Genomic DNA, 17,929 nt, shown 5'->3' with positions numbered 1-17,929 from the left:
TGCTTCCTCGCAGCGGATGAAGACCTGCCCGTGCCGCCTGCGCGTGCAGACTGCCGGGCGTGCCGGTGCATTCTGCTTACCTTCTGTTACAGGCCCGCGATCGCTACGCGATGGTCTGCGCGATCGACGCCACGGTCTCGTCGATGAGCCGGCGGGCGATGCTGACCGGATGGGGCAGGCGCGGCAGGCGGTCGATGCCGAACCAGTCGGCGGCCTCGATCTCGCCGGGCTGCGGGACGATCTCGCCGCTGACGTAGTCGGCGACGAAGGCGATCATCAGCGAGTGCGGAAAAGGCCACGGCTGGCTGCCGAAATAGCGCAGGTTCGTGATCTCGACGCCGACCTCTTCGCGCACTTCGCGCTCCAGCGTCTGTTCGAGCGTTTCGCCGGGCTCGACGAAACCGGCGAGCGCGCTGTACATGCCTTCGGGGAAATGCGGCGAGCGTGCGAGCAGCAGTTCGCGTCCGCGCCGCACCAGCCCCATCACCGCCGGCGACAGGCGCGGATAGCCCGCAAGCCCGCAATCCGGGCACACACGCGCCCGCTCCCCCTGCTTCAGCGCCGTCGCCGAACCGCAGCGGCCGCAATACCGGTGCGTGTCGTCCCACTCGATGATCTGGACCGCGCGCCCGGCGATCGTCAGCACCGTTTCGTCGATCCGCCCGAAAAGCCTTCGCAGGCCCTGCCATTCGACGTGTTCGGCCAGCTCGGGCGGCGCTTCAGCCGCAGCCGTGAAGCAGTCCCGCTCGCCGAGCCGGCCGAGATAGTGGCGGCAGCGCGCGGCGGCGACACCCAGTTCCTCCAGTTCGCCGCGGCTCGGGACGCGCGCTGACTCGCCTTCGCTGATCACGAGCAGACGGCCCGCGTTGAACACGAACCACAGGTCGCTGTCGCTCGCCTGCGGAGGTTCGGTGATTCCCGGCACAAAAGTGTCCATGCGCATTGGTTGATTCCCGCTGTTCATCATCGCTGGGCGACAGTCTCCACGCTTTGCGCGGCGGCCGGAAGTGCCGGCGCATCTTCAGGACGGCGCACGCTCGCGCGGCAGAAGCATGCCGAACGTCGTGACGCCATCGGCCGACTCGGCGCTCATCGTTCCGCCGTGCGCCTCGACGATCGCGCTAGTGATCGCGAGCCCGAGCCCCGCCCCTTCGCCGTGGCGCTGCCGGTCGGCGCTGGCGCGATGGAAGCGCTCGAAGACCCGCGACAGCTGGTCGGCAGCGATCGTGTCGCCGTGGTTTCGCACGCGCAGCGCGACCTGGGGGCCTTCGTCCGCGATCGTGATCTCGATCGTCCCGCCCGCATGCGCATGACGGATCGCGTTCGACAGCAGATTCGAAATCGCGCGGCGCAGCATCAGCCCGTCGCCGCGCACGCGCGCGTCACCGCGCACGTCCATCTTCACGCCGCGCTCCTCCGCGAGCGCTTCGTAGAACTCGACGAGGGCGCGGGCCTCGGTGGCGAGCGCGACCGTTTCGTCGGGATGCGGCAGGCGGCCGTTCTCCGCTTTCGCGATGAACAGCATGTCGCCGACCATGCGCGCGATGCGCTCGTATTCCTCGAGGTTCGACGCCAGCACGTCGCGGTATTCGTCGGCGCTGCGCGGGCGCGACAGGCACACCGCGGTCTGCGTCATCAGGTTCGAGACCGGCGTGCGCAGCTCGTGCGCGATGTCGGCGGAGAAGTCGGAAAGACGCTGGAACGCGGACTCGAGGCGGTCGAGCATGCCGTTGAGCGCTTCGACGAGCTCATGCACTTCGGTCGGCGCATCGGCCTCGGCCAGGCGCTCGCCGAGCCGCTCGGCCGACAGGCCGCCAGCGGTCGCGGTGACCCGGCGCAATGGCGCCAGGCCGTGATGCGCCGCCCACCAGCCGAGCATCGCCGCAACCGCCGCCGCGACCGAGATGCCGAGCCACAGCCCGCGGCGCATCGTGTCGAGGAATTGCGCGTGGTGCGTGATGTCGAGCCCGACCAGCGCGGTGACGCGGCTGCCCTCGCCCGCCGCGGACGGCAGCGCGAACGTCCTTTCCCTGCCGACGTAATGGCGCCCGTCCTTTTCCCAGCTCGCGACGCCCGCCGGCAGGCGCTGCCCCGCGAGCTGCGGCGCGCCGAAGTGGCCCGGATGGACGACGTAGATGATGCTGCCTTCGGCGTCGCGCAGCAGCACGCCGACCATGTCGTGGCCGACGAGCGCGTCATCGAGGCGCTGCGCAAGCGTGTCGCGCGCCTCGGACGTCACGGAGGTCAGCAGGTGGTTCTCGATCAACGCGAGCTTGCCGAGCAGCTCATGGCTGTCGAGTTCGACGAAATGCGCCTCGACTGCGCGCCCGAGCACCACGCCGACGACGATCAGCAGGCTCGCCGCCAGCGCTGCGAACAGCAGCGCCAGCCGCGCCGTCAGCGACAACGGGCGCTTCACGGCGTCTGCGGCGCTTCGAGCACGTAGCCCATGCCGCGCACGGTGCGGATCAGCTTCGGCTCGAACGGGTCGTCGACTTTCGCGCGCAACCGCCGCACCGCGACTTCGATGACGTTGGTGTCGCTGTCGAAATTCATGTCCCACACCTGCGACGCGATCAGCGAACGCGGCAGCACTTCGCCCTGGCGGCGCAGCAGCAGTTCGAGCAGCGCGAACTCCTTCGACGTCAGGTCGACCTTCACGCCGGCGCGCGTCACCCGCCGACGCAGCAGGTCGAGTTCGAGGTCGCCCGCGCTGTAGATCTCCGGCTCCTTCGCCTTGCCGCGGCGCAGCAGCGTGCGCACGCGCGCCAGCAGCTCGGAAAACGCGAACGGCTTGACGAGGTAGTCGTCGGCGCCAAGCTCCAGCCCCCGCACGCGGTCCTCGACCTGGTCGCGCGCGGTCAGGAACAGCACCGGCATGTCCCGCCCGCTGCGCCGCACCGTCTGCAGCACGCCCCAGCCGTCGAGCGACGGCAGCATCACGTCGAGCACGATCAGGTCGTAATCGCCGTCGAGCGCCAGATGCAGGCCGTCGAGCCCGTCGCGCGCGAGATCGACGACGAAGCCCGCTTCGGCCAGCCCCTGGCGCAGGTAATCACCGGTTTTCGGCTCGTCCTCGACGATCAGGATTTTCATTGCTCGTGTCCCCCGCGGCTATCCGCGAGCGCATTCTGCCCCGGCATGCCTCAACATGAGCAGAGATTACAAAGATGTAATCGGCGCGTCAGCCTCGAGTCGTCCGGCGAGGCACGGCAGCGTGCCGTCGGGGCGCAGCCGGCACCCGACGGAAACCGACGATGCCGAAAAGAAAACGCTCACGCGCTACTCGATGATCCCGAGCAGCCGCGCCCGATCCACCGCGTGCCGGCGGTTCGCGGCGTTGAGCTTGGCGAGGAGGTTCTTCATGTGCCACTTGATCGTCTCGGCGCCGACATCGAGCATCTTCGCGATTTCCTTGTTCGAGCGGCCGAGCGACAGCGCGCCGAGGATTTCCATCTCGCGCGCGGAGAGCTGCGCCGGGCGGTTTTTCGAGTCCGCCGTTTTGTGCCCGCTCGCTTCCGGCACCCAGCCGAAGCGGCAGCGTTCGGTCGCACGCTCGATGAACCCCGGCGTGATGCCCGCGCCCCGCGCGAGGCCGGAGCGGTCGAGCTCCGGCAGGCATTCGAGCGCCGCCGGCCAGTCGTCGGCGATGACGCGCACGAGCCGGAAGGATTCGGCGAGGCTCAGCGCCTCGGCGAAAAGCCGCGCCGCACCCTCGTCGCCCGACCCCTCGCAGCACGCGGCAAGCAGCTTGACGGTGAGCTGGTCGCGCCCGCGTCGCAGCCGGGCGGCGATTCCGCCTGCGCGCTCGAGCGCGAGCGCGGCCACCTCGTCGTTGAAATCGAGCAGCGCGACGCGCGCGGCGGCGATCTCGCGGACCAGGCGCAGTTCCGCCTCCAGCCCGCGGTCCGGGCGATCCGCGCCGGCGACGATCTCGTCGATCGCGCCCAGCAGCATGCGGCACGACACGACGCGGTTGCGGATCGCGTGCTGGCGCAGCTGCTCGCCGAGGCTCGCGACGACGAGGCGCGGCTGGCCGCGCAGCTCGCCGATCGCGGCGAGGCTGTTCAGCGCGTCGAACGCCTTCCCTTCGCGTCCCTTCTGGTTCTCGTAGCGCGCGAGCGTCAGGTAGGCGAGCATCACCGCGTCCGGCAGCGCCGCCTGCTCGATGAGATCGAGCCGGTTCGCGAGCAGCGCGCGCGCTTCGTCCTCGGCGCCGAGCTCCCAGCACGCCGCCGCGAGGCCGGCCGCCTGCATCGCCGCCGGCAGCGAGCGCCAGCCGGTGCTCGCCTCGGCGCGTTCGAGCGCGGCGCGGAAAACGCCCGCCGCCTCGCTCGCCTGGCCTTCGATCAGGTAACTGAGGCCGACCGCGAACGCGCCGTACATTGCGTCGTAGAAGTTGCGCACGCCGCGTCCGCGGCCGTCGGAAATCTGCTGGTAATAGCGCGCGCGGTCGGGGAAGCCGGTATGGATCGCGACGAACGACAGGGTATTGCAGTACAGCGGCCCGAGCTCCGGGTCGTAGCTCTCGATGCAGCCGCGCGCGCGGGTGTAGTCGTCGCAGTGGATCGCGACCGCCGAGCGCACGATGTTCGCCTGCAGCGCGATCTCGGGCGTGACCCCGGGGCGCGCGAGGATCACGTCGGTCAGACGCTCCGCATCCTGCGGGCGGTAGCACAGCGCGCACGCCCACGCGGCCGTCAGCTGGATGCCTTCGCGCCGCGTGATTTCCTCCGGCGGCAGGCGGTCAAGCCACGCCAGGACTTCGACGATCCGGCCCTGCACGCCGAGGTGGCGCAGGCGCTTCTCGATCCAGTCCATCGCCTGGGTGCGCATGCCGGCGACGAAAGCGTGGTCGGCCGCCTGCTCGAGCATGTTGTGCGCGGCGAACCACTCGGCCGCGGTCGCGTGCAGCACGCGCAGCTCGTCGGCCGGCAGCGCGTCGAGGAGGCTGTGCAGGTACTCGATGAACAGCGGGTGCATGCGGTAGTTGTCGCCGTCGCCGCCGACCGACGTCACGAGCCCGGTGTTCTGCTCGAGCCGCGACAGGATTTCGCCGCTGTCGGCGACGCCGCTCAGGGCCGTGCACAGCTCGGGGTGCTGCGTCTTCAGGATCGACGCACGCACGAGCATCGCGACGGCGTCCGGCTCCAGGCTTTCGAGCACGAACTGCGAGAAATAGCGCGCGATGTCGCCGGTCGCGCCCGACAACCCCGCCACCGTGCCCGCGACGTCGCTTTTCCGCGCCATCGCGGCGGTGGCGATCTGCAACGCCATCGGCCACCCTTCGGTGCGCTCGTGCAGCCGCGCGCAGGTCTCGATGTCGATGTCTTCGCCGAGGCGCCGGCGCAGGAAACCGATCGTGTCGTCGAGGCGCAGGCGCAGATCCTCGGTGACGAACTGGGTGTACAGCCCGTGCGCGTTCAGTTCCTCGACCGGGAACGGCGGGTCGGCGCGCGAAGTGGCGACGACATGGAAATTCGGCGGCGCGTTGCGGATCAGGTAATAGACGAACTCGACGGCGTGCGCGTCGGACAGCTGGTGCAGGTCATCGATGAGGACGTAGGTCGGGCGCGCGAGTTCGTGGATCTGCACGAGGACTTCGCTCGCGATCCACAGGTCGGCGCCCGACTGGCCGAGCTGGTCGAACGCGCGCGCCGGCACGTCGAGCCCGACCGCGACGCGGATCGACGCCACCAGCGCCGGGATGAACGTCGCGCTGTCGTCGCTCGCGTCGACCGTCAGCCACGCGACGGCCGCGCCGGTCGCGAGCAGCTCGCGCCGCCACTGCACGAGCAAGGAGGTCTTGCCGAAGCCCGCCAGCGACGTGACGACGACCAGCGGCTGCTCGGCCGTCTCGCGCAGGCGCTCGAGCAGGCGCGCCGGCGCGAGCGCCTGCTTCGCCGAATGCGGCGGCATCGTCTTGAGGGCAAAACGATACGGGATTGCCTCGGTGGTCTTGTTCCTCATGCAGCGTCCGTGCGTTGGTGATGCGGGAACGCCACGATACCAGCGCTTCCATCCGCGCCGAAGCCTCACGCGTCAGCGGGCGGATTCGCTCCCGGCACGGCAGCCGACCCTTCCTTGCCGGCACTTTTCGCCCAGAACGCCTGCAGCGCCCGGTCGAACTCGGCAATCTCTTCCGCGGGAACCTGGCTGCCGCATTCGTAGCACGTGCCGTGCATGCGATCGAACCAGCGGCAGCCGCACTGTTCGCACGCGAGTTCCGGGGCGCCGGACGGGTTGTGGAAGATCATCGGCACGCTCCCAGGAAGGCCAGGCCGAGCGTGTCGAGGAACTCCTCGTAGCCCGCGTCCTGCAGTTCGAACTTCGTGCGCAGCACGAAGAACATGATGTTGCCCTGGCGGATCAGGCGCTTGATCGACGACAGCGTGTCGCCGTCGAGCGAGGCGTGCATCACCGTGAGCGCGACGTCGTCGGCGACGAACAGCAGGTCGACGCGCGCGTCCTGGAAGCCCGGATAAGGCTGCACGCTCGCGACCATGCCGCTGCCGTCAGCCATCCAGCGCATCATCTCGACGTCGCTGCCGCTATCGACGAGCCCGGCGACGTGCTTGCCCGGCTGGATGCCGGAGCCCGAACGCGGCACGAAGCCGACCGCCGAGCCCGGGATCATCTCGGTGAAAAGTTCGCAATGCCGGTCGAGCATCGCCTGCCACACGGGCGGATCGGCAAACACGCACGACGCGGTCGCCGGCGGCGCATCCAGTTCAATCTGCATCTGAACCTCCATGCCTCATCGGGAGAATTCCCTTCATCACACTTTCTCCTCGCTCGAACATCCGTTGCGGCAGTAGCGCGCGAGGCCGGCGCGGATCTGCGGCGGAATCGGGACTGATTTCATCGTTTCCAGGCAGCACATCACGAGCGTCTGCCGGGCCTGCAGGCGTATTTCGTCGCCGACGCGCCCCTGCACTTCGAGGTCGATCGCGCTGTTGCCGATCTTCGTCACCGTCAGCCCGAGCACCAGCCGGTCGCCGAGACGGCTCGGGCGGGAAAACGTGCAGTCCATCCTCGCTGTCGGGATGCCCATTTTGTGCACCGTCACGAGTTCCGCGAAATCCGCCCCCAGCCCCTCGGTGAACCAGTCCTCGACAAGGCCGTTCAGGAGGACGAAATACTGCGGGTAGAACACGATCCCGGCCGGGTCGCAGTGCGCGAACCGGATCAGCTCCTCGCGCTCGAACATCGCCGACGCGGCGCACGGTTCGACGCCCGGCCGCACGTCCCCCTGCGGCGCGTCCCCCTTCGCCGCTGCAGCGGGTCTGGCCGCCGGCCCGAACGGCAGAAAGCCGAGCAGCGTCTTCCACACCGACGTCATCACTGCCGCTGCCGGTTTGGCGCCGGCGTCCGCAAAACGCTCTCCGCCCCGCGCGTTGCGCGCCGCCCCTTCGGGCACGACTCCCGTCGCGATCGCGTTGCCCAAAGCTGTCATGGTCTTCCTCCTGGCACGAGCCACCGGGACGACCCGGGGCTGCTGAACATGGAGTGAATATAACGACGCCCGTCGCCGCCACCCCCACCCGGGAGGGGTGAAGGAAGGGGGCACCCCTTCGTGGCGGGGTCGCGGCAGGCGAACCGGCGGCCCCCGCATCGCTTACATCTTGCAGCCGCGGGCCGGGTCTGCGAGCGCTTTCTCGGCGATGCCGACGAGCTTGTTGTCGCGCCCTTCCACCTTGCGCAGATAGATGTCCTGCACCGGGTTGTGCGCCTTCGACATCGTGAACGCGCCGCGCGGGCTGTCGATTTTCGCCGCTTCCATCGCCTTGATCATCGCCGCCTGGTCGAGCTTGCCGCCCTTTACCCCCTCAAGGCCGGAACGCAGCAGTTGCGCCGCATCGTAGCCCTGCACCGCGTAGACGTCGGGCTGCATCTTGTAGCTCGTCGCGTAGCCGGTGCGAAAGCTCGCGTCCTTCGCGTGGGAGAGCCCGTCGGCGTAATGCAGCGTCGTCAACAGACTCTCGCCGGAGCCGCCCATCGCGTCCAGCGTGCCGTCGGTGAGGAAGCCCGAACCGTACAGCGGGATGCTCTTCTTCAGCCCGGCGGCGTCGTAGTCCTTGACGAACTTCGCCGCGCCGCCGCCGGCGAAGAACACGAACACCGCATCCGGCTTGAGATTCGCGATCTCGGTCAGGAAAGGCTGGAACTCGACGTTCGGGAACGGCAGGTAGAGTTCCTTCGCGACCTTGCCGCCGGCCTTCTCGAACGCTTCCTTGAAACCGGCGACGGCCTGCTCGCCGGCGGCGTATTTCCACGTCAGCGTCACCGCGTTCTTGTGGCCGCGTTCGGCTGCAACATTGCCCATTGCATAGGCCGGCTGCCAGTTCGTGAACGAGGAGCGGAAGATGTTCGGTGCGCACAGCGGGCCGGTCAGCTCGTCGGCGCCGGCGTTCGGGATGATCAGCAAGGTCTTGGTGTCGCGCGCGACCTTCGCCATCGCCAGCGCGACGCCCGAATGCACCGTGCCGACGAGGACGTCGACCTGGTCGCGCTTGACCAGCTTGCTCGCGTTCTCGGTCGCTTTCGACGGATCCGACTCGTCATCGACGACGAAGTACTCGACTTCACGCCCGCCCAGCGTGCCGCCCTGCTCGGCAACGTGCTGCTTGAAGCCGTTCGTGATCGCGTTGCCCAGCGCCGCATAGGTGCCGGTGTAAGGCAGCATCAGGCCCACTTTGACCTTCTCTGCGGCCTGCGCGGCGCCTAGCGGAACCAGGACGCCGATCACCACTGCCAGCACCGCACGACACGCTTTCTCTTGTTGTTTCTTGCGCATCCTCATCTCCTCCCGTCGTTCCATGGATTGGCGGCAATTGCGGCGGCCGCTCGGCGCCGTCATGCGACCCTGCTGTCGCTGTTCCGTTCAGGGGGCGGGATTGCGCAGCCGGAACCGCTGCAGCTTACCGGTTTCGGTGCGCGGCAGCTGGTCGAGGAACTCGACCGCGCGCGGGTACTTGTACGGCGCGATCGTGCGCTTGACGTAGTCCTGCAGTTCCCGGACGAGCACAGCGCCTGCTTCGTGGCCGGGTTTCACGACCACGTAGGCTTTGACGATCTGCCCGCGCTCGGCATCCGGCACGCCGATCACCGCGCACTCGGCCACGGCCGGATGCTGCAGCAGCGCGTCTTCCACCTCCGGGGACCCGATGTTGTAGCCGGCCGACACGATCATGTCGTCGACGCGCGACTGGAAATGGAAGTACCCGTCGGCATCCATGATGTAGGCATCACTGGTGTAGTTCCAGCCGTGCCTGACGTAGTCGGCCTGCCGCGGATCGTCGAGGTAGCGGCAGCCGGTCGGCCCCTTCACCGCGAGACGGCCCAGCGTGCCGGGCGACACTTCCCGCCCGGCCTCATCGACAATGCGGGCACGGTAGCCGGGCACCACGGTGCCGGTGGCGCCGGGTCGCGCATGGGCTTCGTCGGCCGAGATGAAGATGTGGAACATCTCGGTCGCGCCAATACCGTCGATCAGCTCGATGCCGGTGGCGTCCTTCCACAGCGCGCGTGTCGCCGCGGGCAGCACTTCACCGGCGGACACGCATTTCTTCAGCGGCCCGCCCTGCGGTGCGCCGAGCCGCCGCTCGCGGGCGCCTTCGGCCATCGCGCGATACGACGTCGGTGCGGTGAAGAGGACCGTCGCGCCGAACTCGCCGATCGCGTCGAGCAGCTGCGGCGGCGACGCCTGCTCGAGCAGGACGGTCGAGGCGCCGACACTCATCGGGAACAACACCAGGCCGCCCAGCGCAAAGGTGAACGCCAGCGGCGGACTGCCCATGAACACGTCGTCGGCGCGCGCTTTCAGCACGTGTTCGGGCCAGCACGCGCAGCTGGCGAGCAGGTCACGATGAAAATGCATCGTCGCTTTCGGCTGACCGGTCGTGCCCGACGTGAAGGCAAAGAGACAGGTGTCGTCGGCCGCGGTCGCAACGTTGTCGAAATGCCCGGAATGGTGCGCCATGTGCGCTTCAAGGCCGGTGCCGGACGGGTCGTTGAAAAAACGCACCTGCGCAAGCGTCGGATGCGCGCGCGCGGCCTCCTCGAGTTCGGCGCGCAGCGCGTGCTCGCACAGCGCATGCGTGACGCGGCCCTTGTCGATGACCTGGCCCAGCTCCTTCGCCCGCAGCAGCGGCATCGTCGTCACCGCAATGCCGCCGACTTTCATGACCGCGAACCAGCACGCGACCATCATCGGGTTGTTCGGCCCGCGCAGCAGCACACGGTTGCCGGGGACGACGCCGAGATCGCTGACCAGCACATGCGCGATGCGGTTCGCGTGCCGTTGCAGATCGGCGTAAGTCCAGTCGCTGCGGCCGGGCGCGCGCAGGCAGGTCCGATCCCCTTGACCCCGCTCGATCCAGCGGTCCAGCAACTCGGTCGCGCAGTTCAGAAGCGGCGGGAACTGCAGCGATGGAAGGTCGAACAGGAATTCGGGCTGCTGCGCGACCGGGGGCAGATTGTCGCGCGCGAACGTATCAACGTGAGCCGTCATATCATTTCCTCGCATCAGTCGGACGGGTGACCGAAGCCGTCGGACAAGGCACAAAACGTGGGCGTGTACCCCCCGCCTCCGCTCGCGAAAGGAGCGGGGCGGGCGAAACATCCGGGCCTGGTCTTACGGCGTCTTCGTGAAGTCCGGCTTGCGCTTTTCCTGGAACGCGGTGATGCCTTCGCGCGCGGCGGGGGTGCAGGCGCTCTCGCCGAACGCGCGATAGCCGACTTCCAGCGCCTCGTCGAGCGTGCCGGCAGAGGCCGCTTCGTGGATCGCGGACTCCATCAGGCGGATGACTTCGGCGCTCAGCACCTGGCCGTTCGCGGCTTTCGGCTCGATGCGGTCGAGCGGGGCGATGTCGATCGCGCCGTTCGGAATCCCCGCCACCTTGCCGGACAGCGCCCTGACCCGCGCGACCGCCGCGCGCACCAGCCCCGGGTAGTCGTCGGCGAGTTCGTCGATGACGCCGAGTTCGAGCGCGCGGACGGCCTTGAGGCGCTCGGCGCGGCGCAGCATGCCGTTGAACTCGCTCGACGCCTGCGGCCAGCGCCGGTAAGGCACGACCATCGCGCCGATGCCGTGCACGATGCCCAGCGTCACTTCGGGCAGCTGCATCCACGCGTCCTGCAACGCGACGATGCCGTGGCAGCGAATCGCGAGCTCGAAGCCACCGCCGAGCACCATGCCGTTCAATGCGGCGACAACCGGCTTCTTCATGCTGTCCAGATATACCAGGAGGCGCGAGCAGTCGCGCGCGTACTGCGCCGCGCCTGCCGCGTCGCCGAGCAGGCGCGGGAAGCGGCCGATGTCGGCACCGGCGCAGAACGCCCGGTTGCCGTAGCCGGTGATGACGAAACCGGTCACCTCCGGGTTGTGTTCGTGCCGGCGGATCACCGACAGGATCTCGTCCGTCATCTCGTCGTGCAGCGCGTTCATCGCCTCGGGCCGGCGCAGCGTGATGACCTTGACGCCGTCGACGTCATCGACGAGCACGTGGCGCAGGAAGTCCTGGTACGCGGCAAACGCGCGCCGCGGCTCCGGCATTCCCGGCCGCTCCGCGCAGAAGCGTTCGACGATGCGCCCGCTCGCGTCGTCTCCGAGGTCCCGCATCAGGTCGAGCGGTCCCTTGCGGAATCCGAGCGCCTGGCGGCAGCCGAAATCCAGATCCGCCGGTTCGCCGATGCCGCGGTCGAGGATATCCGCGCTCTGCGAGAACAGCACTCCGAGCAGGCGCTCGCGCACGGCGTCGGCCGTTTCGGGCGACACCGTCACCGACTTGCCGGGGGCGACCGTGAGCCAGCGATCGACCGAGCGGAAGACCGGCGCGGGCGTGTAGTGCGGGCCTTCGATCTCGGCCTGCAGCGTGTTCGTTTCGGTGATGATCGGGTTGCCGTTCGCGAGGTTCAGCACGAAGAACGGGCCGGCATGGACGAACTCGGCGGCGACGGTGTCGATCTCGGCTGCGGTCGCACGCTCGAGCAGCAGCGCGGACTCGTTGCACCAGTTGTCGAAAATCCGGTCGAGCATGAAGCACGCGACGTCGTCGGTCACGAGCGGCACTTTGCCGGTGCTGCAGAACAGCCAGCGCAGGTATTCGACGACTGCCGGGTCGGTTTTCTCCCAGCGCACGACTTCGACGACGGGGTTGCGCCATGCCGGGGCGAAGAAGTGCGTCACGGTGGCGCGTTCGGGGTGGCGCAGCTCGGCGAAAATCTGCGCGGCCGGCAGCGAACTGGTATTCGACGTGATCAGCGCATCGGGTCGCACGACCGCTTCGACGTCGGCGAAAATTCGGCGCTTCAGCGCGATGTTCTCGGTCGCCGCCTCGAGCACCCAGTCGGCGTCGGCGATGTCGCCGTAATCGAGCGTGCCGGCGAGATTCGCGGTCACCGCGGTGGCCTCGGCTTCGCTCATCTTTCCCTTCGCAACCGCCTTGGCCGCGTAGTCGTGGAAGCGCTGCAGCGCGCGGTCGAGCGCGGCTTGCGAGACATCGACAAGGGTGAGCTTCAGGTCCGGCAGCGCGCTCTTGAGGTAGTAGCCGATGTCCGGCCCGATCGTGCCGGCCCCGATGACGGCGACCGACCGGGGCAGCGGACGCGAAGGCGCCGCGAGCAAAGGATTGGCGAAGGAAGTGGCCATGAACGAGTTTCCTTTGGTAGATGATTGGCGTTGTCCGGAGTCACGCCGCGAGTCCCGACGGCATCGCAGCGATTCCAATATTTATGTATACAGTATCCCGTACTCTTCGACACAAACGCAACGCCAACGCGATCCATGCGAACGGCGCGGTAGCGGCAAACCGAAAAAGGGGTTGAGTGTGCCGCGCGACGCAGCGCCGACGCGGTCGTCGGGCAAGAGGTCCGCCAGCGCCACAGGGGGCGCGGCGGCAGGGGCGATCAGAATTGACGCCACCAGGCGCGTCCATGTCGGGTCGATGGCCCCCTCGCGGGGGACGGTTTGCAGGCCGTGAGGCCCAGTCGAAAACCGAGAACCTGCTCACGTCCTTTTCGCAGCCGATGCACCGCGGACTCATGCCTTCCGATTGAACCGCTCCGAGTACGCGACGACGACGCCCGACGCAACGATGATCAGCATCCCGGCAAGCGACATGCTGCCGGGAAAATCCCCGAACACCAACCATCCGAGCAGCGTTGCCCAAACCAGTTGCGCATAGGTAAAGGGGCTCAGCGTCGTCGCCGGTGCGGCGCGCAGCGCCATGATCATCAAAAGATGCGAGCTCGCTCCGAGCACGCCGAGTGAGCCGATCATCAGCCAGTCGCGCAGGTCGAGCGCACCCGGCACCCAGAACCACGGCACCAGCACGCACATTGTCGCTGCGCCGACGAGCGCGGCGTAGAAGAGCTGCGTGACCGAGCGGTCGACCGCACTCAACTTGCGGGTGAGGATCTGATAGACAGCGTAGCAGCACGCGCCGGCGAGCACGGACACGACGCCGACGTTGAAGGCCGAGCCCGACGGGCGCGCGATCAGCAGCACGCCCGAGAAGCCGACGACGACGGGCAGCCAGCGCCACGGCGCGACCTTCTCGCCGAGGAAGACGACCGCGAGCATCATCACGAGGAAGGGAGCGACGAAGACGAGCGCGGTGACCTCGGCGAGCGGCATGTGCTGGAACGCCATGACGATGGCGCCGGTCGTGCCGAGGAGCGTCATGCCGCGCACCACCTGCAGGCCGGGCCGGCGCGTCTTGAAGAGCGCCGTGCCGTGGCGCGGCAGGAACACGACGAGAGTGATGAGGAAATGCGCGAAGTAGCGCCCCCAGACGACGACCGCGACCGGGTGGCGCGACGCGAGGCTCTTCGAGATCGTGTCGAGCAGCGCGAACAGCGCGAGCGCGCCCATCATGTAGAGGATGCCCCGGACGGGATGATGGGCGGCGGAAGCATTCACGGATTCGGATCCTCGGCCGGTCGCGCGGCCCTCGGCCGACGACGGTGGGTGCACAGCCGGGAGGTCTTCCGGCCGGGATGGGTGCGTCAGCGGCAGCATATCCGCTTGGTCGGGTCTTGGTGCCGATCCGTTCGGGCGGGCCCAGGACAGCCATCCCGGACCCGCCGCGTTCCTGCGCGCGCACGCCGATCGATCGCGCCTGGCTTGGCTAGAAGTGATATTGAACCGTCGCCCCCAACCGGTCGGCGCGCCCCTTGTTGGATAGCGTCGCGGTCTTCGGCTCGTCGTTTTCGACTTCGCCGCGAACGTATTCGATGCCGACGAGCGCGCGCGGAATCGGTTGCCAGATCAAGTTCACGAACAGCGCGTCGACGCGGCTCACCGCGGTCTTCGGCATCGCCGGATGCGGGTTGTCGAGGCGGACCTGGCCGTAGGTGACGTTCGAGCGCAACGTCGGGCTCCAGTGATGCTGATAGCCGAGCATCGCGCCCCAAGACTTCACCGCATTCAGGCTGCCGTCCGACATCACCGCGGCGGTCGGGATCGGCGCGCCGGTGATGTAGCGGCCGAGGCCGCGCCCGCCTTCGATGCCGAACTGGATCGAGTCCTTGCCGCCGGTCTTGATCCGCCCGGCGAGCATCAGCCCGCCCGCAGTCACGCTGTCGTCGCCGACGAAGCCGCCGATCGCGCCCGCGCCGCGGTTGTCGATCGACAGCTTGCGCGCGACGCCGCCGAGCGCGACGCGGCCCCAGTGGCCGGAAAACGCGTAACGCGCGGTCAGGTCCGGCAGCTCGTCGACGTGCGTCGTCGGCACCGGGCCGACGCCGGGGTTGAAGCTCGACACCGACATGCCGACGATGTCGGCCTCGGGGTTCTCGATCGCCGCGGCGAATTCGTGCGCGCCCCACTTCTTCGTGTAGCGCAGCTGCGGCTGGCGGATCGCCTGCGCCATGCCGTGGCCGCCCTGGAAATCGACCGTCTCCGGGAACGTCGCGAGGTCGGCGAAGTTCGTCCAGAATTGGCCGGCAAGCCACGGGCCGAGCTCGACGTACGCGTGGCGCAGCCGCGGCGACGACGAGTTCGTCACGAGCTCGTTGCCGCCGCTACCGATGAAGTCGCCCTCGATGTGCGTCAGCACGTCGCCGAGCGGCGTCGGCGTCAGCGTGCGCAGGTACAGCCGGCTGCGCCGAGCGGTCATCGACAGCTGCCCGTCGCGTTCCGACTTCGGCGAGCCGTCGAACGCGATCGACTGCGGCTGCGCAACCGCGCCGCCCATGCCGCCGCCGGTGAAATCCTTGACAATGTCGAGCGCCGCGAAGCCGCCAATCTTCACCGACGTCTCGGTCCCCGGCATCTTGAACGAGCCGGGCAGCGCGCCTTCGGTCACGACCGCGGCGGCGGATGGAGCCTGCGCGGCCGGGGCAGCGTTCTGCTGATCAACGATCGCCTTCAGCTGCGCCTGCAACGCCTCGATCTTCGCTGCGAGTTCGCGGATTTGCGCCTTGTCGGTCTCGTCGGCAAACGCCGGGGCGGCTGAGGCCGCCAGCACGGCGGCAAACAGGCCCGCGGAGCGGCGGGCGAACCGGTGAGCTGTCTTCATGGTGTCCTTCCTGGTGGTGTGGTGAGGCTTTTTGGGTGAATGCTTTGGATTCGGCGGCGGCACCGCGGGCAGCCGTCCGCGCGGAGCCGGCCGGGGCGGGCCGCTCGCATGTCTGGCCTGGCCGGGCCGCTCAGCGGGCGATGTCTCCTCCTCGTGCTTGGGTTGCGTCGGGCGCAAACTGCACGTTCATTCAGCGAGACTGATTCTGCGACGGGGAAGGACGCAAAGCCGGCCAGAATCGGGCCATCACTAGGACAGTTCGTGCATCCTGCTACGTTCGGGGGCGGGGGTCGGGAAGCGTCGCCGACAATCTGACGGACGTGCCGACGTGGAGCCGACGTGACGCGTCAACTCCCGGAATTGCAGGTAACTTGTCGATGAGCGGTGAGCGTCTGATTGTCTCCGCGGTGCACAGAGACGGCGACGCTCGGATGCCGCGCGAAGGATAGGAATGGAACAATTCGGGCATCGACTTCGTCTGCCGCACGCCGGCGAACGGAGGCCGGACTCGAGCGCTCCCGCTCTATGCGGGACGGGAACTCAAGCAAAAAGGGCCCGGCTCGCGGCGGTGGGCCGTCGAGCCGGACAAGCTCCGGCGGCACGAAGGGAGAGGGAACGAATGCCGCTGAAGTCGGAGGACGCCCGAGTAGCGGGGGCAGTTACGCAGAGAGCTCGCCGGTCAGCTCCGGCACGACCTCGAACAGATCGCCGACCAGCCCGTAGTCGGCGACCTGGAAGATCGGCGCCTCGGGATCCTTGTTGATCGCGACGATGACCTTCGAGTCCTTCATGCCCGCCAGGTGCTGGATCGCGCCGGAGACGCCGACCGCGATGTAGAGCTGCGGCGCGACGATCTTGCCGGTCTGGCCGACCTGGTAGTCGTTCGGGGCGAAGCCGGCGTCGACCGCGGCGCGCGAGGCGCCGAGCGCGGCGCCGAGCTTGTCGGCCAAGGGTTCCAGCAGCTTGTGGTAGTTCTCGCCGCTGCCCAAGCCCCGGCCGCCGGAGACGATGATCTTCGCCGCACCCAGTTCGGGCCGCGCGCTCTTCGTCAGCTCGCGCCCGACGAGCTTCGCCACCCCCAGGTCGGGCCCCGCGGCGAGCGCTTCGACCGCGGCCGTGCCTTCGTTGGCCACTGCGGCCGCTTCGAACGCGGTCGTGCGTACCGTCAGCACTTTCACGCGATCGGCGCTCTTGACGGTCGCCAGTGCGTTGCCCGCGTAGATCGGGCGCTGGAAAGTGTCGGCCGCTTCGATCGCGACGACGTCGGAGATTTGCGCGACGTCGAGAAGCGCTGCCACGCGCGGCGTCACGTTCTTGCCGTACGAAGTGCCGGGGGCGACGAGGTGCGAGTAGTCGCCGGCCTCATCTGCAACTGATGCGACGACGAGCGCCGCGACGTTCTCGGCGGTCTGCGCCTCGTAGTGCGCGGCATCGGCGACGCGCACCTTGGCCACGCCGGCGAGCTTCGCGGCTTCTGCCGCGGCCGCGGCGCAGTTCGTGCCCGCGACGAGGACATGCACTTCGCCTCCGGCCGCCTTGCCGAGCTCGATGGCCGCGGCCACGGCGTTCAGGGTCGCGGCCTTCAGGCTCGCGTTGTCGTGTTCAGCAATAACCAGAATCGCCATGGTCAGATCACCTTCGCTTCGTTCTTGAGCTTGTCGACGAGCTGCGCGACGTCGGCGACGCGCACACCGGCGCTCCTCTTCGCCGGTTCGACGACTTTCAGCGTCGCCAGGCGCGGTGCGACATCGACGCCGAGCTCGGCGGGCTTGACCGTGTCGAGCGGCTTTTTCTTCGCCTTCATGATGTTCGGCAGCGTCGCGTAGCGGGGCTCGTTCAGGCGCAGGTCGGTCGTGACGACCGCCGGCAGCTTGATTTCGAGGGTTTCGAGGCCGCCGTCGATCTCGCGCGTGACGCTCGCAGCACCGCCGGCAACGACGAGCTTCGACGCGAAGGTCGCCTGCGGCCAGTTCATCAACGCAGCCAGCATCTGGCCGGTCTGGTTCGAGTCGTCGTCGATCGCCTGCTTGCCGCAGATCACCAGCTGCGGGGCTTCTTTGTCGCACAGCGCCTTCAAGAGCTTCGCGACGGCCAGCGGCTGCAGTTCGACGTCGGTCTCGACGAGGATGCCGCGGTCCGCGCCGATCGCCATCGCCGCGCGCAGCGTCTCCTGGCAGGCCGCAACACCACAACTGACTGCCACCACTTCGGTGGCGATCCCTGCTTCCTTCAGACGGACCGCCTCTTCGATGGCGATCTCGTCGAACGGGTTCATCGACATCTTCACGTTCGCGATATCCACGCCGGTGCCGTCGCTCTTGACACGCACCTTGACGTTGTAATCGACCACGCGTTTCACCGGTACCAGCACTTTCATCGCGTTGTCTCCACAGTTCGAATAAATG

General features: G+C 68.3%; 14 protein-coding genes. All 14 read right to left on the bottom strand.

Translation table 11 applies throughout. The annotated features are described in order from the left end of the window. Positions 1–103: 103 nt before the first annotated feature. Positions 104–943, bottom strand: a complete 840-nt coding sequence (gene nudC, locus GO606_RS06850; RefSeq protein WP_169119865.1) for an NAD(+) diphosphatase — start codon at positions 941–943, stop codon at positions 104–106. 78 nt (positions 944–1,021) lie between these two features. Then, complete coding sequence (locus tag GO606_RS06845; protein ID WP_169119866.1) at positions 1,022–2,419, bottom strand: heavy metal sensor histidine kinase; 1,398 nt, start codon at positions 2,417–2,419, stop codon at positions 1,022–1,024. Then, complete coding sequence (locus tag GO606_RS06840) at positions 2,416–3,096, bottom strand: heavy metal response regulator transcription factor (RefSeq protein ID WP_169119867.1); 681 nt, start codon at positions 3,094–3,096, stop codon at positions 2,416–2,418. The genes GO606_RS06845 and GO606_RS06840 overlap by 4 nt, the downstream gene beginning before the upstream one ends. Positions 3,097–3,282: 186 nt before the next feature. Further along, positions 3,283–5,970 (bottom strand): winged helix-turn-helix domain-containing protein, encoded by a 2,688-nt coding sequence (locus GO606_RS06835; protein ID WP_169119868.1) that lies wholly within the window; start codon positions 5,968–5,970, stop codon positions 3,283–3,285. 65 nt (positions 5,971–6,035) lie between these two features. Beyond that, positions 6,036–6,257 carry a cysteine protease gene (locus GO606_RS06830; RefSeq protein WP_169119869.1) on the bottom strand — a complete coding sequence of 74 codons (222 nt, stop codon included), beginning with the start codon at positions 6,255–6,257 and terminating at the stop codon, positions 6,036–6,038. Continuing rightward, complete coding sequence (locus GO606_RS06825; protein WP_169119870.1) at positions 6,254–6,742, bottom strand: hypothetical protein; 489 nt, start codon at positions 6,740–6,742, stop codon at positions 6,254–6,256. The genes GO606_RS06830 and GO606_RS06825 overlap by 4 nt, the downstream gene beginning before the upstream one ends. 36 nt (positions 6,743–6,778) lie before the next feature. Continuing rightward, positions 6,779–7,456 (bottom strand): acyl-CoA thioesterase, encoded by a 678-nt coding sequence (locus GO606_RS06820; RefSeq protein ID WP_246979422.1) that lies wholly within the window; start codon positions 7,454–7,456, stop codon positions 6,779–6,781. A 162-nt stretch (positions 7,457–7,618) separates the two neighbouring features. Next, complete coding sequence (locus GO606_RS06815; RefSeq protein ID WP_169120478.1) at positions 7,619–8,797, bottom strand: ABC transporter substrate-binding protein; 1,179 nt, start codon at positions 8,795–8,797, stop codon at positions 7,619–7,621. Between the two features lie 87 nt (positions 8,798–8,884). Next, entirely contained in the window at positions 8,885–10,513 is a 1,629-nt protein-coding gene (locus GO606_RS06810) for an AMP-binding protein (protein ID WP_169120481.1), read from the bottom strand. 123 nt (positions 10,514–10,636) lie between these two features. Next, entirely contained in the window at positions 10,637–12,652 is a 2,016-nt protein-coding gene (locus GO606_RS06805) for a 3-hydroxyacyl-CoA dehydrogenase/enoyl-CoA hydratase family protein (RefSeq protein ID WP_169120483.1), read from the bottom strand. Positions 12,653–13,042: 390 nt separating this feature from the next. Then, positions 13,043–13,924, bottom strand: coding sequence for a DMT family transporter (locus GO606_RS06800; RefSeq protein ID WP_169120485.1), 882 nt, complete (start codon positions 13,922–13,924; stop codon positions 13,043–13,045). 208 nt (positions 13,925–14,132) lie between these two features. Next, complete coding sequence (locus GO606_RS06795) at positions 14,133–15,524, bottom strand: DcaP family trimeric outer membrane transporter (RefSeq protein WP_169120487.1); 1,392 nt, start codon at positions 15,522–15,524, stop codon at positions 14,133–14,135. Between the two features lie 659 nt (positions 15,525–16,183). Beyond that, on the bottom strand, positions 16,184–17,149 hold the full coding sequence (locus tag GO606_RS06790; RefSeq protein ID WP_169118363.1) for an electron transfer flavoprotein subunit alpha/FixB family protein: 966 nt from the start codon (positions 17,147–17,149) through the stop codon (positions 16,184–16,186). 2 nt (positions 17,150–17,151) lie between these two features. Beyond that, a complete protein-coding gene (locus tag GO606_RS06785; protein ID WP_169118364.1) occupies positions 17,152–17,901 on the bottom strand; it encodes an electron transfer flavoprotein subunit beta/FixA family protein in 750 nt (249 codons plus the stop codon). Positions 17,902–17,929 lie beyond the last annotated feature (28 nt).

Source organism: Aromatoleum anaerobium, from assembly GCF_012910705.2.
GTDB classification, from domain to species: Bacteria; Pseudomonadota; Gammaproteobacteria; order Burkholderiales; family Rhodocyclaceae; genus Aromatoleum; species Aromatoleum anaerobium.
Note: the sequence above shows the minus strand (reverse complement) of the source record. Positions and strands in the feature narration are given on the sequence as shown.

Bases quoted from the DNA above. Each gene is read 5' to 3' on its own strand.
- nudC (WP_169119865.1), bottom strand. From the start codon at position 943: ATGCGCATGGACACTTTTGTGCCGGGAATCACCGAACCTCCGCAGGCG.
- GO606_RS06815 (WP_169120478.1), bottom strand. From the start codon at position 8,797: ATGCGCAAGAAACAACAAGAGAAAGCGTGTCGTGCGGTGCTGGCAGTG.
- GO606_RS06790 (WP_169118363.1), bottom strand. From the start codon at position 17,149: ATGGCGATTCTGGTTATTGCTGAACACGACAACGCGAGCCTGAAGGCC.
- GO606_RS06835 (WP_169119868.1), bottom strand. From the start codon at position 5,970: ATGAGGAACAAGACCACCGAGGCAATCCCGTATCGTTTTGCCCTCAAG.
- GO606_RS06785 (WP_169118364.1), bottom strand. From the start codon at position 17,901: ATGAAAGTGCTGGTACCGGTGAAACGCGTGGTCGATTACAACGTCAAG.
- GO606_RS06830 (WP_169119869.1), bottom strand. From the start codon at position 6,257: ATGATCTTCCACAACCCGTCCGGCGCCCCGGAACTCGCGTGCGAACAG.
- GO606_RS06820 (WP_246979422.1), bottom strand. From the start codon at position 7,456: ATGACAGCTTTGGGCAACGCGATCGCGACGGGAGTCGTGCCCGAAGGG.
- GO606_RS06810 (WP_169120481.1), bottom strand. From the start codon at position 10,513: ATGACGGCTCACGTTGATACGTTCGCGCGCGACAATCTGCCCCCGGTC.
- GO606_RS06805 (WP_169120483.1), bottom strand. From the start codon at position 12,652: ATGGCCACTTCCTTCGCCAATCCTTTGCTCGCGGCGCCTTCGCGTCCG.
- GO606_RS06825 (WP_169119870.1), bottom strand. From the start codon at position 6,742: ATGCAGATTGAACTGGATGCGCCGCCGGCGACCGCGTCGTGCGTGTTT.
- GO606_RS06795 (WP_169120487.1), bottom strand. From the start codon at position 15,524: ATGAAGACAGCTCACCGGTTCGCCCGCCGCTCCGCGGGCCTGTTTGCC.
- GO606_RS06840 (WP_169119867.1), bottom strand. From the start codon at position 3,096: ATGAAAATCCTGATCGTCGAGGACGAGCCGAAAACCGGTGATTACCTG.